At 69.1% G+C, this 22,821-nt stretch carries 22 protein-coding genes and 2 pseudogenes; 11 read left to right on the forward strand and 13 right to left on the reverse strand.

Annotated features, from left to right (window positions below):
* Nucleotides 1–30: 30 nt before the first annotated feature.
* Entirely contained in the window at nt 31–609 is a 579-nt protein-coding gene (locus ACGFRF_RS36355) for a fasciclin domain-containing protein (RefSeq protein ID WP_393747484.1), read from the reverse strand.
* A 473-nt stretch (nt 610–1,082) separates the two neighbouring features.
* On the opposite strand from ACGFRF_RS36355, the gene ACGFRF_RS36360 reads away from it, so the two are divergent.
* On the forward strand, nt 1,083–2,288 hold the full coding sequence (locus ACGFRF_RS36360; RefSeq protein WP_393747486.1) for a cytochrome P450: 1,206 nt from the start codon (nt 1,083–1,085) through the stop codon (nt 2,286–2,288).
* A 245-nt stretch (nt 2,289–2,533) separates the two neighbouring features.
* Here the strand turns inward: ACGFRF_RS36360 and ACGFRF_RS36365 are convergent, their stop codons facing one another.
* Entirely contained in the window at nt 2,534–3,886 is a 1,353-nt protein-coding gene (locus ACGFRF_RS36365) for an MFS transporter (RefSeq protein ID WP_393747488.1), read from the reverse strand.
* A gap of 286 nt (nt 3,887–4,172) precedes the next feature.
* On the opposite strand from ACGFRF_RS36365, the gene ACGFRF_RS36370 reads away from it, so the two are divergent.
* Nucleotides 4,173–4,628 carry a VOC family protein gene (locus tag ACGFRF_RS36370; RefSeq protein ID WP_393747490.1) on the forward strand — a complete coding sequence of 152 codons (456 nt, stop codon included), beginning with the start codon at nt 4,173–4,175 and terminating at the stop codon, nt 4,626–4,628.
* Between the two features lie 410 nt (nt 4,629–5,038).
* On the opposite strand, the pseudogene folE reads toward ACGFRF_RS36370, so the two are convergent.
* From folE to ACGFRF_RS36385, 3 genes and pseudogenes are all read right to left on the reverse strand, one after another.
* Nucleotides 5,039–5,640, reverse strand: a pseudogene (folE, locus tag ACGFRF_RS36375) (GTP cyclohydrolase I).
* Between the two features lies 1 nt (nt 5,641).
* The gene (locus ACGFRF_RS36380; RefSeq protein WP_393747492.1) at nt 5,642–6,097 is read right to left on the reverse strand and encodes a hypothetical protein; all 456 of its coding nucleotides are present in this window, start codon (nt 6,095–6,097) and stop codon (nt 5,642–5,644) included.
* 76 nt (nt 6,098–6,173) lie between these two features.
* Nucleotides 6,174–6,722 (reverse strand): DUF2231 domain-containing protein, encoded by a 549-nt coding sequence (locus ACGFRF_RS36385; RefSeq protein ID WP_393747494.1) that lies wholly within the window; start codon nt 6,720–6,722, stop codon nt 6,174–6,176.
* A 121-nt stretch (nt 6,723–6,843) separates the two neighbouring features.
* Here ACGFRF_RS36385 and ACGFRF_RS36390 point away from each other — a divergent pair, with 121 nt between their 5' ends.
* The 3 genes from ACGFRF_RS36390 (at nt 6,844) to ACGFRF_RS36400 (ending at nt 9,460) form a co-directional block, all read left to right on the forward strand.
* A complete protein-coding gene (locus ACGFRF_RS36390) occupies nt 6,844–7,563 on the forward strand; it encodes a helix-turn-helix transcriptional regulator (protein ID WP_393747496.1) in 720 nt (239 codons plus the stop codon).
* A gap of 90 nt (nt 7,564–7,653) precedes the next feature.
* A complete protein-coding gene (locus ACGFRF_RS36395; protein WP_393747498.1) occupies nt 7,654–8,298 on the forward strand; it encodes a dihydrofolate reductase family protein in 645 nt (214 codons plus the stop codon).
* Between the two features lie 319 nt (nt 8,299–8,617).
* On the forward strand, nt 8,618–9,460 hold the full coding sequence (locus tag ACGFRF_RS36400) for an SDR family oxidoreductase (protein WP_393747500.1): 843 nt from the start codon (nt 8,618–8,620) through the stop codon (nt 9,458–9,460).
* Nucleotides 9,461–9,721: 261 nt separating this feature from the next.
* Here ACGFRF_RS36400 and ACGFRF_RS36405 read toward each other — a convergent pair.
* Nucleotides 9,722–9,895: pseudogene (locus tag ACGFRF_RS36405) on the reverse strand (cytochrome P450); the annotation flags it as partial.
* A gap of 177 nt (nt 9,896–10,072) precedes the next feature.
* On the opposite strand from ACGFRF_RS36405, the gene ACGFRF_RS36410 reads away from it, so the two are divergent.
* The 3 genes from ACGFRF_RS36410 to ACGFRF_RS36420 are packed head-to-tail and all read left to right on the forward strand — an operon-like array spanning nt 10,073 to nt 12,842.
* Nucleotides 10,073–10,282: a ferredoxin gene (locus ACGFRF_RS36410; RefSeq protein WP_393747502.1), complete on the forward strand. Its 210-nt coding sequence runs from the start codon at nt 10,073–10,075 to the stop codon at nt 10,280–10,282.
* Nucleotides 10,272–11,627 carry an NAD(P)/FAD-dependent oxidoreductase gene (locus tag ACGFRF_RS36415; protein WP_393747504.1) on the forward strand — a complete coding sequence of 452 codons (1,356 nt, stop codon included), beginning with the start codon at nt 10,272–10,274 and terminating at the stop codon, nt 11,625–11,627. Before ACGFRF_RS36410 ends, ACGFRF_RS36415 begins: the two co-directional genes overlap by 11 nt.
* Nucleotides 11,628–11,657: 30 nt before the next feature.
* Nucleotides 11,658–12,842, forward strand: coding sequence for a cytochrome P450 (locus ACGFRF_RS36420; RefSeq protein WP_393747506.1), 1,185 nt, complete (start codon nt 11,658–11,660; stop codon nt 12,840–12,842).
* Between the two features lie 128 nt (nt 12,843–12,970).
* Here the strand turns inward: ACGFRF_RS36420 and ACGFRF_RS36425 are convergent, their stop codons facing one another.
* The 7 genes from ACGFRF_RS36425 to ACGFRF_RS36455 all read right to left on the reverse strand — a co-directional run bounded on the left by ACGFRF_RS36425 (nt 12,971) and on the right by ACGFRF_RS36455 (nt 18,725).
* Nucleotides 12,971–13,444, reverse strand: coding sequence for a hypothetical protein (locus tag ACGFRF_RS36425; protein ID WP_393747508.1), 474 nt, complete (start codon nt 13,442–13,444; stop codon nt 12,971–12,973).
* Between the two features lie 80 nt (nt 13,445–13,524).
* Nucleotides 13,525–14,196, reverse strand: a complete 672-nt coding sequence (locus ACGFRF_RS36430) for an enoyl-CoA hydratase-related protein (RefSeq protein WP_393747509.1) — start codon at nt 14,194–14,196, stop codon at nt 13,525–13,527.
* Nucleotides 14,197–14,224: 28 nt separating this feature from the next.
* The gene (locus ACGFRF_RS36435; protein WP_393747511.1) at nt 14,225–14,851 is read right to left on the reverse strand and encodes a TetR/AcrR family transcriptional regulator; all 627 of its coding nucleotides are present in this window, start codon (nt 14,849–14,851) and stop codon (nt 14,225–14,227) included.
* Nucleotides 14,852–14,986: 135 nt separating this feature from the next.
* Nucleotides 14,987–15,424: a glutaredoxin domain-containing protein gene (locus ACGFRF_RS36440; protein ID WP_393747513.1), complete on the reverse strand. Its 438-nt coding sequence runs from the start codon at nt 15,422–15,424 to the stop codon at nt 14,987–14,989.
* Nucleotides 15,425–15,660: 236 nt separating this feature from the next.
* Nucleotides 15,661–16,497, reverse strand: coding sequence for a carbohydrate ABC transporter permease (locus ACGFRF_RS36445; RefSeq protein ID WP_393747515.1), 837 nt, complete (start codon nt 16,495–16,497; stop codon nt 15,661–15,663).
* Entirely contained in the window at nt 16,491–17,345 is an 855-nt protein-coding gene (locus ACGFRF_RS36450; RefSeq protein WP_393747517.1) for a carbohydrate ABC transporter permease, read from the reverse strand. The genes ACGFRF_RS36445 and ACGFRF_RS36450 overlap by 7 nt, the downstream gene beginning before the upstream one ends.
* A 60-nt stretch (nt 17,346–17,405) precedes the next feature.
* Nucleotides 17,406–18,725, reverse strand: coding sequence for an ABC transporter substrate-binding protein (locus tag ACGFRF_RS36455; RefSeq protein ID WP_393747519.1), 1,320 nt, complete (start codon nt 18,723–18,725; stop codon nt 17,406–17,408).
* Between the two features lie 363 nt (nt 18,726–19,088).
* Between ACGFRF_RS36455 and ACGFRF_RS36460 the strand changes: the two genes are divergently transcribed.
* The 3 genes from ACGFRF_RS36460 to ACGFRF_RS36470 all read left to right on the forward strand — a co-directional run bounded on the left by ACGFRF_RS36460 (nt 19,089) and on the right by ACGFRF_RS36470 (nt 22,345).
* Complete coding sequence (locus ACGFRF_RS36460) at nt 19,089–20,090, forward strand: SIS domain-containing protein (RefSeq protein WP_393747521.1); 1,002 nt, start codon at nt 19,089–19,091, stop codon at nt 20,088–20,090.
* Between the two features lie 219 nt (nt 20,091–20,309).
* The gene (locus ACGFRF_RS36465) at nt 20,310–21,221 is read left to right on the forward strand and encodes a PfkB family carbohydrate kinase (protein WP_393747522.1); all 912 of its coding nucleotides are present in this window, start codon (nt 20,310–20,312) and stop codon (nt 21,219–21,221) included.
* An 11-nt stretch (nt 21,222–21,232) separates the two neighbouring features.
* Nucleotides 21,233–22,345 carry a LacI family DNA-binding transcriptional regulator gene (locus tag ACGFRF_RS36470; protein ID WP_393747524.1) on the forward strand — a complete coding sequence of 371 codons (1,113 nt, stop codon included), beginning with the start codon at nt 21,233–21,235 and terminating at the stop codon, nt 22,343–22,345.
* Nucleotides 22,346–22,821: the final 476 nt, after the last annotated feature.

Here is a 22,821-nt window from a genome sequence, read left to right on the forward strand (position 1 = left end):
ATGCGCGCCGTTGCCGGAAAGTTCAACGTGTCAGGACGGTGGCTGGAGGACGGAGTCCACGACATAGATGGTGGCGTTCGCAACCTTGATGTTGCCGCAGACGATGTTCGCTTTGCCGTTGACCTTGAAGTCGGTCCCCGATCCTGACGTGGTCAGTTTGCCGCCTTGCACCGTCGTGAAGGAACCGTTGGAAAGTTCGTCCGGGGTGATTCGCTCGTCCACGACATGGTAGGTCAGCACCTTCTTCAGCTGCCCCTCGTTGCCCAGTAGCGAGGTGAGCTGCGACATGGTGACTTTCTGGAAGGCCTGGTCGTTGGGTGCGAAGACGGTGATGTCGGGCTTCCCGTCGAGGGTGTCACTCAGGTTCGCCCTGACCACAGCCGATACCAGCTGGCTGAGCTGTGGGTATGCGGCCGCGGCTTCCGTGATCTTGTCCTTGGCCGTGTCGGCCTTCTGGGAGAGTGCCGAACAGCCGGAACCGAACGTTCCCGACGGGCTGGGGGACGGACTCTGTGCGTGGCTTTGCGCAGTCAGGCCGCCGAACGTGAGGGGAAGCGCGATCGCAGTTGCCGTAGCCGCTTTTGCCATACGTGTAGCAGTGAACCTCATGGAAAGCCTTCCTCCCGTTGAGGCGTGAACGCCGCATGAGTCTGCACGGCGGAAGTCGCCGTTACCGCTGGGCTAGGGACGCGGGACTCCGTCACCGCCCCACTCATCGAGGGTATCCAGCAGGGCTTCGCGACCGCATCTTTAAGCAGCTTCGGTAAACGCCCCGAAAGGCTCAACCGCAATTGGCGTACGAGTTGGTGCGTGATAGCGGGCACGGCTCCTTGCCGATGGGTGCCGTGATCAGGCTGTAGCCCCGGAAAAGAGCCGATCGGCCGCCTCGACGAAGTGGGTTTCACGAGGCGCCCGGCCAGGGGTTTCTCACCGCTTCTCTGCCGTCGGACGCGGTCCCCCGGGGTGCATCGGGCGGCGCTCTGCCGCAGTATGCGAAATATGCCCTTGGACTGGGCGGCCGTGTCGCGTGCCCGGCCGTTTCGCCCGCATGGCCGCAAGGCCCTACGCACTCAGGAGTACGGATGGACCACCCCGGCGCGGTCACCTGTCCCTTCGATTTCAGTGAGGAGCTGGCCTTCGACCCGTCGCTCGCACAGCTCATGGCGAAGGGCCCGGTAAGCCGGATCCGGCTGCCCTACGGGAAGGCCGAGGCGTGGCTGGTCACCACGTTCGACGGCGTACGGCAGGTGACGACCGACCCGAGGTTCAGCCGCGCTGCCATCATCGGCAGCGACTACCCCCGGCTGACTCCGGAGCCCATCGTCTCCCCGGAGTCGCTCAATGTGATGGACCCGCCGGAGAGCAGCCGGCTGCGTCGCGCCGCCGCCCGCGCGTTCACCAACAGCAGTGTGCAGCGCATGAGGCCGGCCATCGAGCGGGTCGCCGGGCGCCTCCTGGACGACATGGCCGAGCAAGGCCCACCAGCAGACCTGGCCCAATGCCTGTCCGTGCGGCTGCCCAACCACACGATCTGCGAACTGCTGGGCGTACCCGATGCCGACCGGCCCCTCATGCTGCGCCGTACGCAGCAGATGCTGGCCACTTCACCCGAGGCCCGGCAGACGGCGGCGGCCGCCAAGCAGCACCTGCGCTCCTACTTCGCCGGACTGGTCGCCGAGCGGCGAACGGATCCAGGAGATGACCTCATCAGCGCCATGGCCAGCCCCGGCGAGGACGACGACGACCCGCTGAACGACGACGAACTGGCCGTACTGGCGCTGACACTCATCCTCAGCGGGAACGACACAGCCACCTGCCAGATCAGCAACATCGCCTACACCCTGCTGACCCACCCCGAGCTACTCGCCCTGCTGCAACGCGATCCCGAACGACTACCGCAGGTGCTGGACGAACTCCTGCGGCACATCCCGTTCCGCAAGGGCGTCGGCATCCCGCGCATCGCCCTGCAAGACGTCGAACTGGAGGGAGTCCTCATCCGTGCGGGAGACTTCGTCCACGTCTCCTACCTGGCAGCCAACCGGGACCCTGCCGTGTTCTGCGACCCGGACGCCCTCGACCCCGACCGCTCGGCCCACCCCCATATGACCTTCGGCTGGGGCGGACACCACTGCATCGCCACCCCACTGGCCCTCGCGGAACTGCAGACGGCTGTCGGCGCCCTGTTCACGCGCTTCCCGACCCTGCGTCTCGCGGTACCCGCCCAGGAAGTGCAATGGGACACCAAGACCATCCGGCGCTTCCCCCTGGAGCTACCCGTGACCTGGTGATGACAGGTGTCCACCGCCCTTGAGGGGCTGCGCCACCCCGGCGTGGTGGCCTGCTCGGAGTGCGGTGCGGACGGGGACCCACGGATGTGGCTGACTTGCGGAGAACGCGGCCGCCACGGGGGCGTGGGTCCCGCGTAGGACGGTGGAGGTTGCGGGTGAACCTTCATTCGGTTCCAAGCCCAATGCCATGGCGTCGACGGGGCCTTCGCTACTCCCTCGGTTCCCACGAGCCGGCTTGCAGGACCTCACTCGGCGTCACCGGCAGGGCGGCTGCTGGAGTCGGTGACCTCAAAGCGGCCAGCCGTGAACGGCGCATTCCGCGCGGCCGGAAGCGTCCGCCCAAGGCGTGCGAGCGGGGACAGCGCCATCACGACGGGGGACAGCAGCATGCCTGCGGCCGTCGCCGAGAGACTGGCGCGCAAGCCCCACCGCTCCGCGAGGAACCCGCCGAGCAGGGAGCCGAGTGGAGACAGCCCCATGCCGACGCACGTGATCGTCGCGGCCGCACGCCCTTGCATCCCGTCTGGAGTGACCGTCTGCCGGACGGCCATGACCGCCACATTCACCAACTGGCCGCCGGCCCCGAAGACGACATTGATGGCAAGGAGCGCGGGAACGGTCACCGCGGAGGAGCCGTGCAGCGCGGGTACACACAAGAACACGCCGTCGCCGATGGCCGCCGCGGCCACGAGTACCGGGCCGTACCCGAACCGGTTCGGCAGGCGGGCGGCCAGAATGGAGCCCAGGAGCGCGCCCGGCCCTGTCGCCGCGAGTGCCAGCCCGACGGCGGTGCCGGACAGGTGCAGTTCCCGCGGCAGAAAGAGCAGGTAGACGGTCATCACGGCTGCGAAGGAGAACTGGAAGGCGGCCGCGGCCAGGCACACGGTCCGCAGCGCGGCATCGCTGACGACGAAACGGAGACCCTCGTGGATGCGCCGCCAGACCCGAGAGGGACGTTCCAGGCGCTCCGGGGTGGATTCGACTCGGCGGATTCGTCGGATCGACAGGAATGACAGCGCGAAGGTCAGCGCGCTGCACGCGGTGGCGATCGGCGCCGACAGCAGGGACACCAACGCACCACCGAGGGCGGGACCGCCGATCTGAGCCGCGGACCGGCTGCCCTCGAGCGCGCTGTTGCCCCGCACCAGCTGATCGCGTGACACCAGCTGTACGAGAGACGCCTGGTATGCCACGTCGAAGAACACGGACAGGGTCCCGACGGCGAAGGCGATCAGGAAGAGCGCGGGCAGACCGAGCAAGCCGAAGAGGCCGGCCACGGCGGCGGCACCCAGGGCAAGGGTCCGGCCGGCGTCAGCCAGCACCATCACTGTGCGGGTCCGCCACCTGTCCACCCATGCACCGACGAAGAGCGAGAGCAACAGGATCGGCGCCTGGCCCACGGCGCGCAGGACGCCCAGTTGGGTGGCACTGGCATCGAGCGCCAGCACGGCCAAGAGTGGAAGAACGACCAGACCCGTGTGTTCCCCGAGTTGGGAGGCGGTCTGCCCCAGCCAGAGTCTGCGGAAATCGCTGTCCCGCCACAGGCTTGACGGAACGGGTCGACCGGAATCGGATACAGCGGAGGATGCGGACGGCACAGGGATCCCTCGGGTCGCCGACAACGAGGCCCGCTACCGCACGGCAGGTGCGCCGACGGGTCAGGCAGGAGAAGGCTCGCCGTGCCGCAACATCAAGGCAGCACGCGATGACAGGCCGATCGGCCTACAACGTCAACGCGCGCTCGTACGACCGACCATGTCCGCAACTCCTCGTGGGTCAACTCGCCGCACCCGGACACTAGCGCTCGATGGCTCAACGCAAAAGGCGATTGGGGCCTGTTACGAAAGTGGATCGTCTGTCAGACCTGCCTGGCATGCTCCGAGCATGGAGATGACAGTGCAGCTGACGATCGACTGCTCCGATCCGCAGAGAATGGTGACGTTCTGGGCCGAGGCCCTGAGCTACGTGCCTGAGCCTGCGCCGGCCGGGCACGCCACGTGGCGTGCTTACTGGGCGGCGGTGGGGGTGCCCGAGGCGGAGTTGCCGGCCGGTGCCGGGGATGTTCCGGAGTCGATCATCGATCCCGCGGGACGTGGACCGAGGGTGTGGTTCCAGCAGGTTCCGGAGCCGAAGGTCGCCAAGAACCGGTGGCACTTCGACCTGAAGGTCGGTGGGGGCCGTGACGTCCCGCTGGACGTCCGCACACAGCGGGTCAAGGCTACGGTGGAACGGCTGGTCAAAGCTGGTGCCACCGTACTGCGGATCAAGGATGAGCCGAACATGGGGCTCTACGCCGCCGCCATGCAGGACCCCGAGGGCAACGAATTCGACGTCGTCTGAGGGCCGTTGCGACTGTGCTGGTCACAGCCACTCGTTCACCGGCGCAACCTCCCCACAGCGCTGGATGAGGCATCCCTTGGTACCCGCGGGCGCCGTTGTCCCGTCGGCCGCCGCGGTGGCGGCCGACGGGAACGGGAAGCCGCTACTTCTCGATGTAGCCACACAGTGCGTGGTCGATCAGGGCGCTGGCCGCGTTCTCCTGATCCGGTAGGTGCGCCGGGGTGTCGCCGCGTGCCTCGGACAGGGAACCGCGGCGCTTCGCCGGCCGTCGTCGGTGGCGCCGTTGAGGGTGATGTAGCCGCCGTCCCCGCCCTCGTGGCTCCAGTAGGTAGCAGGCGGCCCGCGAGCAGCGTGCGGAGGAAGCCGTTCTCGTCCCGTGTTCGGGCCGGACTGTGTGCGGCGCTGCCGGGTCAGGAGGCAGCACCGGTCAAGGCAAGGAATTCGCTGCGGGAGCGGGCGTCGGAACGCAGCAGGCCGAGCAGGGTGGAGGTCATGGTGCTGGATCCGGTGGCCTGGACGCCGCGCAGGGTCATGCAGGAGTGTTCGGCCTCGATCACCACGCCCACGCCCTTGGGCTCCAGGTGGGTCTGCAGCCAGTCGGCGACCTGTTTGGTCAGGCGTTCCTGGACCTGCGGGCGGCAGGCGAAGTGCTCGACGACGCGGGCCAGCTTGGACAGGCCCAGGATGCGGGCGCCGGGAAGGTAGCCCACGTGGGCGGTACCGACGAAGGGGAGCAGATGGTGCTCGCATACCGACCGGACGGGTATGCGGCGGGCCAGGACGAGTTCGTCGTAGCCCTCGTCGTTGGAGAAGGTCCCGGTGTGCCGCGCAGGCTCTCCGAGGCGGTGGAGATGCCGAGGGCGGTGAGGAACTGGCCGGCTGCGGCTTCCGCGGCGGCCAGGTCGATACCGCCGGGCTGGTGGACGACCCGCAGGGCAGGCCGGGCGGGCGCCGTGGCGTCCTCGGCGGGCTCATCTGCTCGGGCGGTGGTGCGGTGCGAGCGCTCGGTCATGTCAGCTGCCACCGATGCCCAGGGCAGTGAGCAGGACCAGGACGAGGGTGACCACGGCGAACAGACCGTGTGCCAGCACCACCGGCAGCGGGAAGTGCCGCTCGGCAGGGAGGGCCTCCTCGGCTGCCTGAGCCACTGTGGCGGCCGGTGGCGCCCCGGCGGCGCGGTCGCGGTAGACGGGGATCCAGCGGGCCAGCATCACGAATCCCAGCAGGGCGACCGGCAGCAGCAGACCGAAGGCGGTCCAGGCCAGGGCATTCCGGTCGGCCACGACATAGATGATCCACACCACCAGCCCGATCGCGGCCAGGGCGAAGTGACCGAAGACGACCGGTGCGGGCAGGCGGCTGGTGCCGGATTGCTGCTGCCGGATCCCGCCGCGTCGGATCCAGGTGCCGAGCATGTAGAAGCCGCCGAGGGCGGTGACCACCCAGGTGATCAGTGCGGCGATGTCCATGGGGAACTCCCGAGTGATGACGATGTCGAACGGCAGCCGGACGGCACCGGCCGCCGTGGGCGGTGCGCAGGCCCGGTCACACGACGGAGCGGGCGTCGCTGCCGCTGTGGCCTGGCGTGTATCCCTCGGCTTGGGTGCTCTCGTCGGCGACCCGTACGCCGTAGCGGTAGGCGAGCTTGCCGCCCAGATGACCCGAGATGCCCAGGACCGCCAGGCTGAGTGCGGCCAGGATGAGGCTGCCGAGACCGACGCTCCCACCGTCGGTGTACGTGCTGTGGCGCCAGAGGAAGTTGACGGTGTAGGCGGCAGACACCAGCAGGTTCAGCGTCATGTGGACCAGGGCGGTGCGAAAGGCCGGGGTGCCGGCCGGGATCGCGAACAGGTCGAGGAATCCGACCATGGCCGCCGGCAGGGCTCCGATCACACCCACCGCGATCAACCACTCCGAGCCCTGCGTCAGGAATCCCGGACGGTGCACGACATGGGAAGCGATGTCGAACACCAGGCTGGTCACCCAGGCCCCGATCGGCACCGTCACCAGAATCGGGTGGAACGGATGGCCGTACGGGCCGGCGAGTGAGGCGCTGACCGGGCGCTTCGCCTGGAGCTGTGAGTCACTGGGCATCGCGACCTCCTGCGAGTTTCACCAACAATTCTTGGTCTTATTCAGGTGGGGCGTCAAGAAGTGCAGGGCAGGAAGCTAAAAGAACACTTGTGCCCACGCACGTGGGAGTTATGGTGGTGTGGTGGCTTCTGACCCGACTCCGCGGACCGGCGTGGCCGACACCGCCATCGACTCCGTCAGCGTCCTGAGCGAGGACTCGCGGCGACGCATGTTCACGTTCATCCGGCGTGCCCGCCGTGCCGTCACCCGCGACGAGGCCGCCGCCAGCGTCGGCATATCCCGCAAACTCGCCGCCTTCCACCTCGACAAACTCGTCGACGCGGGTCTGCTCCGCGCCCGCTACGAAACGCCCGGCGGGATCCGCAAGGTCGGCAGGCAGCCGAAGGTGTACGAGCCCACCGACGTCCAGATCACCGTGAGCATCCCCGATCGGCGCCACGAACTCCTAGCGGACCTTCTGCTGGATGCCGTACTGACCGAGGGTGCCGACGAAAACGCCGCGCAGGCAGCGGTCCGGACCGCTGAGCAGCGCGGTCAGCAGATGGGGGAGGAGGCCAGGGATGAGACCCGCCCGGGCCGCCTGGGCCCCGAGCGCGGGCTGACCGCCTGCGAGCGGCTGCTGGAACAGTACGGTTACGAACCCGTCCGGGAAACCCCCACTCAGCTCCGGCTGCGCAACTGTCCGTTCCATCCGCTGGCCGAGAAGGCCCCCGACCTGGTGTGCGGCATGAACCTGGCCTTTCTCGGCGGTTACCTCAACGGTCTGCAGGTCAACGGAGTCCAAGCGATCCTGGCCCCCCAGCGCGGGGAGTGCTGCGTGCGGCTGGGCCCGAGCGAGTAGCCCGGCGTCTGACTGGTCACCGCCGCAGCGATGAGTTCTTCCGGCCCCGAGAGTCTCACCACCGTTGTCCGGACAACACTGGAGGAACAGGTGGCTCAGTTGTTGAGGGTTCAGAACTTCAACGTCTCAAGTGACGGCATCGGTGCCGGTGAGAACCAGAGCTTGGAGTGTCCGTTCGGCCTTGCCGGTCCGGAGAGGCTGTTCGCGTGGGCCGGTGCCACGGCGAGCTGGCCCATGCGCACCGATCCGGGCGGGAGCCGGGGCCTGGACGACTACTTCACGCGTGACTATGCCCGTAACATCGGTGCCGAGATCATGGGCCGTAACAAGTTCGGGCCCCAGCGCGGGCCTTGGCAGGACCACGAGTGGCGCGGCTGGTGGGGGGAGGAGCCCCCGTTCCGTACCCCGGTGTTCGTCATGACCCACCACAAGCGTCCTTCGATCACGCTCTCCGACACCACGTTCCACTTCGTCGACGGCGACCCGGTCTCGGTCCTCGAACAGGCGCGGGAGGCGGCGCAGGGCAAGGACGTCCGGCTCGGGGGCGGGGTCACCACCATCCGGCAGTTCCTCGCCGCAGACCTCGTCGACACCATGCATGTGGCGGTTTCGCCGGTGAAGCTCGGGTCCGGACTACGACTCTGGGATTCCCCCGATGAGTTGCTCGACCGGTTCCACTTGGAGGTCGTGCCCAGCCCGAGCGGCGTGACGCATCACCTGTTCTGGCGCAAGTGACCGGACTTCAGGGCAAGCCCGGCCGGTAGACGCCCTGGGGACGGCCTGCAGTGCACACCGCAGATCGCAGTGCCTCTCGGCCTCGGTGGCCCGCCTTACCACCGACCTGGGCGGGGTTCGGAGGCAGTGCGTAGCCCGACCGTGTGATGTGGTCGGCTGAAGTACGGCTGCGTTGCGCGTCGGTTTTCCCCGGGGAGCGCAGGCTGCTTTCGTCTGCGGGGCAGGTATGCGACGGCTCCTGTGTCTGTCCTGGCGGGCCGGCCGATGTCCAGCCGTTCTCCTGCGCGTCGTCCGGTCCGTCCGCAACGCAGAAGGAGCGATGGTGGCAGGAAACGTCAGCGAGAGCCGCGGGGTGGTGTCCGCGCAGCTTCTCAAGGGACAGAAGGCGCTGGTGACCGGTGCCAACTCGGGCATCGGCCTGGCGACCGCCATCGCTCTGGGCCGGGCCGGGGCGGACGTCGTGGTGAACTACGTCGTCGGTGCCCACGAGGCAGAGGACGTCGTGAAGGAGATCCAGCGCTTCGGGGTCCGTGCTTACGCCCACGAGGCCGATGTGTCCGACGAGGACCAGGTGACCGCCATGGTCGCGCGGATGGTCGAGGAGTTCGGAACCATCGACATCATGGTGGCCAACGCGGGCCTCCAGCGGGACGCGGCCGTGACGGAGATGACGCTCGCCCAGTGGCAGAAGGTCATCGACGTCAACCTGACCGGTCAGTTCCTGTGCGCGCGGGAAGCCGCCAAGGAGTTCGTCCGGCGCGGCGTGGTCGAAAAGGTCTCCCGCTCGGCGGGAAAGATCATCTGCATGAGCTCGGTCCACCAGATCGTCCCGTGGTCGGGGCACCTGAACTACGCCTCCTCCAAGGGCGGTGTGGGCATGCTGATGCAGACCCTCGCCCAGGAGCTGGCCCCCAAGCGGATCAGGGTCAACGCGGTCGCGCCCGGCGCCATCCGCACGCCGATCAACCGCGACGCCTGGTCCACCCCCGAGGCCGAGGCCGACCTCCTGCGCCTGATCCCGTACCGCCGCGTGGGGGATCCGGACGACATTGCCAACGCCGTCGTCGTCGTGGCGTCCGACCTGCTCGACTACGTCGTCGGGACCACCCTCTACGTCGACGGCGGAATGACGCTGTTTCCCGGCTTCGCCACCGGAGGCTGACCCTCGATGCGGGATCACATCACGCCCCGCCGGGTGGTGATCCTCGGTGGAGGGTTCGCGGGCTGTTCGCCTCCCGTGCCATACGGACGTCACCGGTCGCGGTAACGGTGGTCGACCGCCGAGCGCAAAGGCCCGGGTGCCGCATGTGAGGGCACCGACGCGGTGCTGGGCGCCTTCGGCCCTCGACTGGCCCAGCGTGCGGCCCGAACCCGGCGGGCTCTCGGTGTGGAACTCCACCCCGGCACCGAGTTCCTCGTCGGCCACCACCGTGAGCGGCGTGTCGGAGAACCTGAACTCCTGCAGCGCCGACGCCAGGCGGGTCTCGGTGAGCGCGAACTGGCCGCCGATGCAGGCACGTACACCGTTGCCGAACCACTTGTGGGCGTGCGGGTGCTGTCCGGCGCGGTTCTCGGGCGGCACCCGGTCGATGTCGAACCGCTTCGGCCGCTCTCACGCCCCCATGAGGATGGTGGCCCTCCAGTGTCAAGCGAGTTGGCGATCGCCGTCCCATCGGCGCTCCGGGATTTCCGTCCCGTGGCCGCGACGTGCGGGCCTGCGCTTCCCGGCCCATGCTGGAAACGAGGGGGTTAGACAACGGAGGGAGTGGTGGACATGCGAACCGTTGTCGACCTCACGCGCTGTCAGGGCTACGCACAGTGCGTGTTCCTCGCGCCGGAGGTCTTCGAGCTGCACGGCGAGGAGGGACTGCTGTACGCCACGGCGGTCCCCGACGACAAGGTCGAACGCGTGCGTCAGGCCGCGGCGGCGTGCCCCGTCCAGGCGATCCTACTCGGGGAAGAGGTGAGCACTGGTGCCCGATGACCTCAAGGGCGGCCGCATCGTCATCGTCGGCGCGTCGCTGGCCGGGCTCAGGGCCGCCGAGGCGCTGCGCGAGGAGGGCTTCACAGGCTCACTGACCGTGGTCGGGGACGAACCCCACGCGCCCTACGACCGGCCGCCGCTGTCCAAGCAGGTGCTGCTGGGCCAGGCGACGGCGGACACCACCGAGCTGCCGATGCGCCGGGACCCGGACGCCGAGTGGCGCCTCGGTGTACGCGCCACCGGCGTGGACCTGCTCGCGAAACGCGTGCTGCTGGAGGACGGAGAGTCACTGCCGTACGACCGGCTGCTGATCACCACCGGCACCCGGGCGCGGCCCTGGCCCAACCCGGAGGAGGCCGCCCTGGACGGGGTGTTCACCCTGCGCACGCGTGAGGACGGAGCGGGACTGGCCGAGCGGCTGGCCGCCGGGCCGGAGCGGGTGCTGGTGATCGGCGGTGGCTTCACCGGCTCGGAGATCGCCTCGGCCTGCCGGGAACTGGGACTCGAGGTCACGGTCGCCGAACGCGGCCCCGCGCCCCTGGTCGGCGCTCTCGGCGGCACCCTGTCGAAACTCGCGGCGGTCATGCAGCGCAACCACGGTGTGGACCTGCGCACCGGGGTGACGGTCACCGCGCTGCGCGGGAACGGCGGCTTCACCGGCGCGGAGCTGTCCGACGGCAGCCGCGTGGACGCAGACGTGTGCGTCGTCGCCCTGGGCGCGATCCGCAACGTCGAGTGGCTGGCGCAGTCCGGCCTGGCGGCCGGCCCGCGCGGGATCGCCTGCGACGCCGGATGCCGCGCCTTCAACATGTACGGGATCGTCACCGACGACGTCTTCGTGGCCGGCGACGTCTCCCGCTTCCCCCACCCGCTGTTCGGCTACCAGATGCTGTCCCTGGAGCACTGGGGCAACGCGGTGGAGCAGGCCGAGGTGGCAGCCCACAACATGGTCAACCCGGGGCCACTGCAACGCCCGCACCTCGCCATCCCGTGCTTCTGGTCGACCCAGTTCGGGCTCAACATCAAGTCCGTGGGCGTACCCACCTACTCGGACCACGTGGTCATCGCCCAGGGCTCCCTGGAGGCGCGCCGTCTGGCCATGGTCTACGGCTACCAGGGCCGGGTCACCGCCGCGGTCACCGTCGACATGGCCAAGTCGCTCGACTACTACCGGCACCTGATCGAGACGGCCGCTCCCTTCCCGCCGCCGCCCGGCGCGCAGGACCGGGCGATCGCGGCCGACATCCCGATCCCCTCTCTCGTGCCGGACCCGTCAGGGCTGTCGCACGGCCCGACCGTCGCGCTCACCGGCCACCTTCCCGACCGCCGACTGACGGTGGTGTAGCCCACGTCCCGCCGACCACGAGGATCCGCCATGGAACCCCAGACCCTGCTGGCACGGATCACCGACTACGCCAGCCGCCCCGACCCCTACCCCCTGTACGCGGAACTCCGCGAGGCCGGTCCCGTGGCACAGCAGGCGGACGGCAGCTACCTGGTCGGCACCTACCACGAGATCGCCGCTCTGCTCCACGACCCACGGATGAGCGTCGACCCCCGCACCCAGGGTGAAGTGACCCACAAGCCGCCGTTCCTCCGGCTCGACGACCCCGAGCACCACAGGCTGCGCACGTTGGCCATGCGGCCCTTCGGACCCCCGCACAGCCCCGGCCGGGTCGATTCCATGCGCGGTGAGATCGACCGGATCGCGGGGGAGTTGATGACCTCCTTCGAGGCGGGGCGGCAGATCGACCTCGTCGACGACTTCGCCTACCCGCTGCCCGTCGCGGTGATCTGCCGGCTGCTCGGCGTGCCGCGCGAGGACGAGCCGCTGTTCTCGGCCTGGTCCGACGCGCTGGTCACAGCCGCCGACGTCAGGCCCGAGGACGACACCGCCGAGACGGACAAGGCCGGCGAACAGGCGCGGGTGGAAATGGGCGGGTACCTGGTGAACCTCGCCGAGCAGCGTCGCGGCAATCCGGGCGACGACATGCTCTCCGCCTTCGTCAACGAGCCGGACCCGGACCTGCGGCTCACCCAGGAGGAACTCGCGGTGACCGCCGTGCTGTTGCTCATCGCCGGGCACGAGACGACGGTCAACCTGATCACCAATGGCGCCCTCACCTTCCTGCGCCGGCCCGAGCAACTGGACCTCCTGCGTCGCGCACCCGACCTACTGCCGCGCGCGGTGGAGGAACTGCTGCGCTACGAGCCCCCGGTCCACATGCGCGAGCGCATTCCGCGCGCCGACATGGACATCGCAGGCACCAAGGTCCCGCAACACGCGTCCGTCATTCTGGCGCTGGCCTCGGGCAACCGTGATCCCGTGCGGTTCCAGGACCCCGACCGGTTCGATCCCACCCGCGCGGACAACCAGCACCTGGGCTTCGGCAGTGGAATCCACGCGTGCTTCGGCGGCCCCCTGGCCCGCGTCGAGGCGTACGCCGCGCTCGGCGCGCTGCTTCCCCGCCTCGGCAGCGCCCGCCTGGTCGAGGACCCGCCCCCCTACCGGCAGAACGCCATGCTCCGCGGACCCCGCCACCTGCCCATTCAACTGTGACGCCGCGCGCCGACGCCCCCCGCCCCAGCAGGAGTTGACGCGCTCGCGCCTCCTGGGCACCTTCGGCGGCAACTCATCGAGACCAGCACCGACTCCTACCGCCTCGCGACCACCCGGCCCCACCCGCTCTATCGCACCGGACCGGTCTCATCGACGATCAGGGTCGGCTCCGACAGGAACACGTCTCTGTCGACGGGGCCGTAAGCGATGTTGAACGTGTCGAGCCAGTACGACCAGCCGCGGATTCCCAGGGCACTGGTGAACCGATAGTTCAACTGCCACCGGACCCACTGTCCGGGAAGCAGCCGAACTGCCGGTGGCCTGCGCGGTCGAGGAGGCAACCCGAAGAGTGGCTCCACACGAGCGAACACACGGAGACGATCGCCTTCGTCCCGCAGGCTGACGCCGATCTCGCGGGGATCTTTCTGGCTCGAACGTGGCTCGAAGCCATCCCGCTCGGACATCTGGACGAAGTGGGCGAACCTGGCAGGCACCTGAGGCAGTGAGAAGCCCAACGGCGCCGCGTTCCTGCGGGCAGCAGCCTCCCCGCCCCGCGACTGCTTCGTCCAGGAGGTCTTGATCCACTGCACCGTGATCTCCACTGCACCTGCCCTTTCTTGGGCGGCCGGCATACCCGCGCCCCCGGTCCTGGGCGCGGGGAGTGCGGTCGGTGAGGCGCTGGTCAGCCGAGCGGGTTGGTGGTGTCGCGCAGGGTGGCCAGGACCGGGGCGTACATGCGGGCCTTGATGGTGCCGAGGGTATCGCCGGCCTTGTTCACCTGCGCCTGGGCGATCTCGACGGCGGTGGAGCGCACGGCGTCCTCGGCGATCGCCTGGTCGACGATGCCGGTGGCCGCGGCGTCGGACCCGCCGTAGCGGCGGGCGGTGAGCATGGCCTCGTGCGCCGTCTGCGGCGCCAGCCGGGACTGGATGAGCGCGCTCATGCCGGGGGTGAAGGGGATGTTGATGTCCGCTTCGGGCAGGCACCAGTAGCCGCGGTCGGCGCGCATCACGCGGAAGTCGTGGGCGAGGGAGAACATCGCGCCGGCGGCGAAGGTGTGCCCCTGCAGCGCGGCCACCGTGATGACCGGCAGCGACAGCATCCGCGCGAACAGCTCATGGACGGAGACGACGTAGTCCTGGTGCTGGTCGGCGTGGGCGAACAGCCAGTCCAGATCGAGCCCGTTGGAGTAGAACTTGCCGGTGGCGGCGGTGACCAGGGCGCGCGGGCCCTCCGCCTTCTCCACCTCGTCGAGCGCGGCACCGACGGCAGTGAGCCAGTCGGGGTGGAAACGGTTCTCTCCGTCCCCGAGGTCGAGGACGAAGACGTTGTCCTGACGGTCGAGCGAGGGCATGGCGACTCCTTCGAGCTGAACTGCTGGTTCAAGTGGCTGCGGGATACGGCCGGGTCTCGGGTTGGGCACCGGGGCGGTCGCGCAGGGCGTAGCGGAGCAGGTCGTGGATCTCGGCGGCGGCGGCCTCGATCGGGGCGGTGCTCTGCTCGGCCCGGCACATGATCACCGCACCTTCGACCGCGGCGATGATGAAGGCGCCGAGCCGGCGGCTGCGTTCCTCGGTCAGGCCGTGCCGGACGAACAGGGCCGCGAGGGCCTCCTGCCAGCGCGCGAAGACGGCGGCAGCAGAACGGCCGAGCTGGGGTGCGTCGTCGTTGGTCTCCACGGCCACCGCCACGATCGGGCAGCCGGCCCGGAAGCCGCTCTCCACGAGCCGGTCACGCCACAGCACGAAGAACGCGTCGACGGCCTGCACCGGATCATCCGTCTGCATGGCGGCGTCGATCAGGCCCGCGATGAAGTCCCCCGCCAGGGCCACCGCTTCATCGATGAGCTGCGCCCGCCCTCCGGGGAAGTGGTGATACACCGAGCCCCGAGGGGCTCCGCTGTGGGCGAGCACCCGGTCGATGCTGGTCGCGCTCGCCCCGTACTCACGCAGCAGCGCAGCGGCACTGAGGATCATCCGGTCACGGCTTTCACTCTTGCGCGGACTCACCCGCCCACCACCCTTCCCACGACTGAGATGGCCCGACCGGCGAGCTACCTGTCGGTAACTTATGGGGTATGGCATAGAACATGCAAGAGGGGGATCAGGTGGCCGTTCGCTCGAAACCGGCGGAATCACGCGGAATCATGCGGAAGGGGAGAGCTGTTCGCGCACCCATTCAGGATCGGGGTTGGTGTGCGGGTGTCCCGCCACGACGACGGTCGGTACGGTCTCGTTGCCCTCGTTGGCTGCCCTCACCGCCGCCGCTCCGGCCGGGTCACGCCAGATGTCGACCCAATGCGCCTGGCGGGCGCTACGGCCCAACCGGATGCGCAATCGCAAGCAGTACTTGCACCCCGACCGCCAGTAGACGACCGGCCTGCCGTCGACCGCGCTGCGGCGTTGTGCCTCCAGCGCACCGATCGATCTCGGGAAGACCAGAGGCGAGTTCACGCCTGCGAGCAGCACGAAAGCCGGCAGGAGTGCTGCGGCTTCGCCGGGGCTCCCGCTGAGCACCAGTCCGGTCGCAACGACTGCGCCGCAGAGCACAAGCAGCATCGGCAAGATCCAAGTGCGCGTCATGGTCACGCAGGCTAGCGATGAGTCGGCATACTCCTCGAACTGGCCGTACACCGGAGCCCTCAGGGGGCCCTGGAGCGGCGGTTGCCTCGACATCCGAACGAGTACGGCGCACAGAAGCCCGGTGATGTCACGACGCGCTCCGGCGGCGACCTGTTCGGGATACCGCCCCGCGTCCAGAGCGTACGGGCGAAGAAACCGGCTCCGCGATCCACCGCGGCCGACCCGATCACGGCCCCTCACTTGCCGATGCCGTCGGCCAGGCCCTTGACGATGTAGCGCTGGCCGAAGAGGAACAGGAGCACGACCGGGACCGCCGCGATCACCATGCCGGCGAACACGACGGGGAAGTCGGTGCCGTGCTTGCTCATCAGGCTCGTCAGGCCGACCGGCAGGGTCTGCACGTCGCTGCCGTTGGTGAACACCATTGCGAACAGGTACTCGTTCCACGCGAAGAGCACGTGGAGCAGGACGGTGGACGTGATGATGGGCTTGCACATCGGCAGCACGATCCGCCAGAACGCGGTCCAGCGGCCGGCACCGTCGATCTGCGCCGCCTCGTCGACCTCGCGCGGCAGGTCGATCATGTACGCGCGGATGAGGAAGGTGGTGAAGGGGACGCGGAAGGCCGTGTAGAGGATGAGCAGTGCCCAGAAGCTGTTGTACAGGCCGATCGACTGGAACATGCGCACCAGCGGGACGAGGGCGACGGTCGGGCTGAGCATGAGACCGCCGAGGATGACGGCGGTGAGCACCTTGTTGAGCGGGATGTTCACCCGCGTGAGTCCGTACGCCGCCCAGGCGCTGATGAAGACGGTCGCGACGGTGGACGTCACCGTGACCAGGACGCTGGTAGCGAGGTAGTTGCTCACCCCGCGGTTCCACGCGGCGCGATAGCTGTCGAAGCTGAAATCGGTGGGGAGCGCGAAGGGGTTGCCGAAGAGTTCGGCGTTGGTCTTGAACCCGTTCAGCACCATCCACAGGAGCGGATAGAGCACCACCACCGCGAGCCCCAGCAGGAAGGCCCACATGAACAGGCGCGCGATCACGCCGAAGAAGCCGAGACGGCTCACCATTCCACCCTTCTTCTACGGGTGATCCACAGCTGTGCCATGGCGATCGTGAGGGTGATCACGAAGATCACGGTGCCGATGGCCGCGGCGTAGCCGAAGTCATTGCGTACGAAGCCGTTGCGGTACAGCCACGTGCCGAGCACATGGGTCGAGTTGTCGGGTCCGCCGCTGGTCATCACCATGACCTCGTTGAACACCTGGAAGGCACCCGACACGGTGACCATGACCATCAGGCCGGTCATCTCCCGTACGAGCGGGAGCGTCACCTGGAGGAAGCGGCGGACGGGCCCGACACCGTCGAGGGCGGCCGCTTCGTAGAGTTCCGCCGGGATGCGCTGGATGGCGACGGCGAACAGCAGCGTCGAGTACCCGAAGCCCTGCCACTGGCTCATCGCGATGATCGCCGTCATCGCGGTGCTCTCCTGGCCCAGCCACGCGTGCTCGAACGTGCCGAGTCCGGCTGCCTCCAGGACATGGTTGAGCAGGCCCAGATTGGGCTCGTAGATGAAGTAGAAGAGCAGTCCCGCGACGGTCAGGGAGATCGCGGAGGGGATGAAGTAGATCGTCCGCAGCGCGCGCTGCCATCGCGTACTGCCGATGCTCTCGACGAGCGCGGCCAGCAGCAGGGCCCCGAAGACCTGGAAGACGACCGACAGCAGGGCGTACCAGAGGTTGTTGGTGAACGAGGTCCAGAAGACCGGGTCACCGAACAGTTCGCGGTAGTTGTCCAGGCCGACGAACTCCTGGCTGCCGCTGTAGATGTCCCACGTCAGCGTGGAGTACCCGAAGTTCTGGACGAGCGGGAGGTAGACGAAGACTGCGAGCAGGACGAGGGCCGGTACGATCCACACGAGCCCGGCTGCTCTTCGGTACAGGGTGCGCACCGGATTCATTCCCTTCGGTGGCGCCGGTCACTTGGCCGAGTCGGAGGCCCGGCGCACGCTGTCCATGACCTGCTCGGGGGACTTGCTGCCGCTGATGAGTGCCTCGCCGCCGGCCAGCCACGCGTCGGCTACTTCGGGCGCGGTGACCATGTCCAGCCAACCGGCGAGCCGGGGGGCCTTGTTGACCAGCTCGATGCCCTTCTGGACGGCCTTGCTGGACGTCTGAGGCGTCACCGCGCCGACCACGGTGCTCGGCTGGCCGTAGGGCGGTGCGGAGAGCGTCTTGGCGCCGGCGGAGCTGGTGACGAACTTCATGAAGTCGACGGCGAGGGCGGCACGCGGCGACCGGGCGTTGACGAAGTATCCCTCGGGTGCCCCCTCGACGACCTTCGGGTCTCCCTTGGTCCCCGCGGCGGCGGGGAGCGGAAAGATGCCGAGGTCCTCGGGCTTGAGGGTGGCGCCGGACGTGGTGCTGTCGAACTCCAGGATCTCCTGGTAGTACATGGCGGCCTTGCCCTGCGCGAACGCTTCCTGCGCCGAGGTGTAGAGGACGCCGTTGGTGCCGCGTCCGGTGTCGGTGCACCCGGACACCAGGGTCTTGAACTGATGGAGTGCGGCAAGGTAGCCCGGGTCGTCCCAGGTGGCGGTCTTCGGGTCGTAGTCGGCCTCGCGGACGTCGGTCGGCACGTTGTGGGCGAAGAGCTGCTGGAGGTAGTGGAGGGCGGGCCAGCCGTCCTTGTTGCCGAAGGCGACGGGCTCGTAGCCGGCCTTGCGCAGGTCCGGGCAGGCGGCGATCAGATCCTCGAAGGTTTTCGGCACGTCGACGCCGGCCTTGGCGAAGGCGGACTTGTTGTAGCCCATGAACTTGCCGTTGTTGTAGAGCGGGACGCCGTAGTAGCGGCCGTCGTGGGCGAACGCCGACAGGGACGACTCGCTGAAGGTCCTGCCCCATGCGGTGCCGGGGCCGATCACCTTGGTGAGGTCCGCCGCGCGGCCTCCGCGTATGAAGTTCTCCGCCCAGTTGCCCGTCCAGGTGAAGTAGATGTCGGGCAGGGCGTCGGATGCGGTGAGCGTCTTGGTCTTGTCCTTGATGCTCTGGTCGGTCTCCTGGATGAGCTGGACCTTCACCTTCGGGTGTTCCCGCTCGTACGCGGCGGCGAGGTCCTCGAAGTAGGGCTCCAGCGGCTCGCCCGCGAACTTGGTGAGGATGCTCAGGTTGCCTGAGTACTCCGGCTTCGCGGTCACGTCGGCCGCGGGACCCTTCGCCGGTCCGGCGAAGCAGCCGGTGAGGACGAGTGCCGAGGCCCCGAGGAGTGCCGCGGACCGCGTCAGTGCACGTACGCGCATGGGCGTCCTTTCGTCGAGTGGGCGGGCCCGCCGAAGGCGCGGGCACGTCGGATCCGCTGCGGGTGTCCGGGAGACGGCCGCTGGCGTGCGGCGACTGTACAGAGATTCTGATACCGGTACCAGGGTGTGGGAGAAGATCTTTCTCCGAGGAGGTGTGGAGCGCGTCGTCGCCCGAGTCCACCTCTCCTCTTCGGATCAATAAGACCCCAGTTCACAGGGGCTGAATGAGTCGATCGCGGCCCGCTCGGCAGTGCACGGATGTTGACGCCACCGGCACGCTGTGTCAGCGTGTGGGCCGCGTGATACCGGTATCAGGTCGCTCAGCGCCGCCGGCCGCGCACCCGTTCCCGAAAGGACGCGAAGATGCTCGGATTCGACGAGCCGGAATTCCTCTCCCAGCTGGCGAGCACGGTGGCCCTGCGCCCCCGGATCGAGGAACTCGCCGACCGCCTCACGGACGAAGGCTTCGACAACCTCTTCCTCGTCGGCGCCGGCGGCACCTACGCCCAGATGTGGCCCTACGAGCGGCTCGCGCGCCGCGCCTCGACGCTGCCCGTCCACGCCGTCATCGCGGCAGAGCTGGTGACCGGGAGCGAGGCGACACTCGGCGAGCGCTCGGTCGCCGTCTTCACCTCGGTGTCGGGCACCACCGAGGACAGCCTCCGGGCCATCGAGTACTGCAAGGCGAGGGGCGTTCGCACCGTAGGATTCACCGGCTACCCGGACTCACCCGTCGCCCGGAGCGTGGACGTGGCCCTCGTGTCCGAGCCGAAGGCCTGGCCCTTCGATCCCCAGATGCTGCTGTTCACGGGCCGGCTGCTCGCGCGCCGAGGCGAGTTCGAGGGGTACGAGAAGCTTGCCGGCGAACTCGCCGGACTGCCCGGCATCCTCCTCGACGTGGCGCGGCAGGCCGAGCCGACCGCCGCCGCCTTCGCCGAGGCCCACAAGGACACCGACTACCACTTCCTGGTCGGCGGGGGAAACCTGTGGGGGTTCACCTACCTGTACTCCATGTGCATCCTCGAGGAAATGCAGTGGCTGCGCACCACCCGTGTGCACAGCGCGGAGTTCTTCCACGGCTCGCTGGAACTCCTCGAAGAGGACACGAGCGTGCTCATCTTCCAGGGTGAGGACGAGACACGCGCCCTCACCGACCGGGTCGAGGCCTTCGCCAAGCGCATCTCCCGTGACGTGACCGTCTTCGACACCCGCGACCACGCGCTGGCCGGCATCAGCCCGGAGTTCCGCGGTCTGCTCGCGCCGCTGGTGCTCGACACCGTCATGGGCCGGGTCAGCAAGCACCTCGAGCGGGTGCGCGGCCACTCGCTGGACCTGCGCCGCTACTACCGCGTCATGGACTACTGAAACGCGCAACCGGCCGCTGCCGCTCCGGGGAGAAGACCGGCGGCAGCGGCCGGCGCCTCGCGGCGCGGCCCCCAAGTCCCGCCCGAACGGTCCGGCGTACGGCCACCGTCCCGCTTCCCCAGTCCGCAGTCCGCACCCGCCCGGCACCGAGTCCGGTGCCGGGCGCCCGTTCGTGCCCCCCGCCCCGTGGCGTGCCGGGCCGGCGCACAGGAGAACCCCATGAGAGTCCTCGGCTTCGGCGACAACATCGTCGACCGGTTCGTCGACCGCGGCATCGACTACCCGGGCGGCAACTGCGTGAACGTGGCCGTCTACGCGAGACGCCTCGGCATGCAGGCGGCTTACCTCGGGGTGTTCGGCGACGACGACCTCGGCCGCTTCCTGCGTGAGGCCATCGCGGACACCGGGGTGGCCGTCGACCGCTGCGCCGTGCGTCACGGCGAGAGCGGTGTGTCCACCCTGCGGGTCGACGCCGGTGACCGTGTCTTCCTCGGCTGGAACGGAGGCGGCGTCACCGTACGCGAGCCGCTCGTCCTCGACAGCGGCCTGCTCGACTACGTGTCGTCCTTCGACCTGGTGCACTCCAGCGTGTACTCGGGCAGCGAGGGCGAGTTGCCCAAGCTCGCCGGGCTCGACACGCTCACGACCTTCGACCTCTCCAGTGAGCAGGAGTACCGTACGCCCGGCTACCTGGACCGGGTCTGCCCGTACGCCGACCTCGTGCTGCTGTCCTGCTCCCACCTGGACGAGGCGGCCACCCGGGACCTGCTGGCCGAGGCGGTGGGGCGCGGAGCGGGGCTCGCGCTCGCCACCCGTGGTGCCGAGGGCGCCGTCGCCCACGACGGCCGCGAGACCGTGGTGGCACCGGCGCGTCCCCTCAACGGCGAGAGGCCCCTCGTCGACACGATGGGCTGCGGTGACGCCTTCCTCGCCGGCTTCGTGGTCTCGCTGCTGCGCGCGGGCTGGCGGACGTCGACGCCGCCGGGCCGCCACCAGCTGGAGCGCGCGCTGCACGACGGGGCGGACGCCGCCCATGACCAGTGCTTCACCGAGGCGGCATTCGGCCGTGGCCGGCCCACCCGCCGACCTTCCGTGTCTAGCATGTGGACAGCCGTCGATCACGAGAAGTGAGGTACCGAGCGATGTCAGGAGAGCGGCCCCGCCCGTCGGCGCCCCCGACGATCTCCGAGGTGGCCGCGGAGGCCGGGGTCGGCCGGGCGACCGCCGCCCGCACGCTCGGCGGATACGGATACGTCAGCCCTGAGTTGAAGGAGCGAGTGCTCGCCGCGGCCGAGAAGCTCGGCTACCGCGCGAACGCGCTGGCCCGCAGCATGTCGACAGGCGTGACCCACACCCTCGGTGTCATCGTCGCGGACATCGGCAACCCGTTCTTCGCGGGTGTCGTACGCGGCATCTGCGACACCTCCCGCGCCCGCGGATTCGACACGCTGGTCCTCAGCACGTACGAGAAACTCGACGAGGAGGTCGCGGCGGCCAACGTCCTCATCGACAAGCGCGTCGACGGCATGATCCTCGCGTCGGCCGCGGTCGACCGTTCCTCGGTCGGACACATCCGCACGGCCCTCGACCGGGGAATCCCCGTCGTCCTCGTCGACCGTGCGGTGTCCGCGCTCGAACTGGACGCCGTCGTCATCAACAACCGGGACGCGGCGCGCGAGGCGGTCGAGACACTCGTCGCGGCCGGTCACCGGCGCATCGGATTCGTCTGGGGGCCGCCGGTGGAGCAGGCTCCCACGACCCGGCGGGAGCTGATCGCCGCCGCGTCCCGGAATCTGTGGACCGACGGGGAGCGCCTGCGTGGATACCTCGACGCGCTCGACGACGCGGGCATCCCCTTCGACCCCGAACTGGTGATGGTCGGGCCGAAGGTGGAGGAACGGGCGACTCAGGAAGTCGCCCGGATGCTCGATCTCCCCGACCGTGTCACCGCACTGTTCTGCACCGAGACCGACGGCGTCACCGGTGCTCTGCGCGCCATTCGCGCACGGAAGCTGTCCTGCCCCCGCGATGTGTCCCTGATCGGGTTCGACGACAGCGCCTGGGCCGCGGTCATGGTGCCACCGCTGACCATGATCGAGCAGCCGGTGCACCAGCTCGGGTCCAAGGCCGCCGAGGTACTGCTCGACGTCCTCGAAGGAGCCGAACCCCGGCGCGAGATGCACACCTTGCGCACACGCCTCGTGGCACGTTCGTCGGTCGCACCGCCACCCGGCCGGTCCCGGGCGCTCGAGTAGGTGCCGGCCGGGAGCGCCGACTCCCGTCGGCCGGCCGGGGCCTCGGCAGCGAGGTGGTCAGCGTCTCCGCCCGCCACAATCGGCCGTGGCGGACCGACCCGATCCGTCCGACACCGATCACCGCGACGAGCACAGCGGACCACAAGAGAAGACCCGCGCCCTTGTCGCAGGGACCCCAGCGCCCGCTCCGACGCCGATCACGTCCCTGACGTCCCCGAGCGCCGCCTGGATCTGCGCGGCGGTCCGCGGATCAGGCCGTCGTAACGGGGCACATGTCGCGGCGAGTGGGGGCAAGGGCCCGCTCCGAGGTCGATCACGTCCCTGGCGTCCCCGAGCGCCGCCTGGATCTGCGCGGCGGTCCGCGGATCAGGCCGTCGTGACGGGGCACATGTCGCGGCGAGTGGGGGCAAGGGCCCGCTCCGAGGTCGATCACGTCCCTGGCGTCCCCGAGCGCCGCCTGGATCTGCGCGGCGGTC

The organism is Streptomyces sp. NPDC048521, assembly GCF_043199855.1.
Taxonomy (GTDB): Bacteria; Actinomycetota; Actinomycetes; order Streptomycetales; family Streptomycetaceae; genus Streptomyces.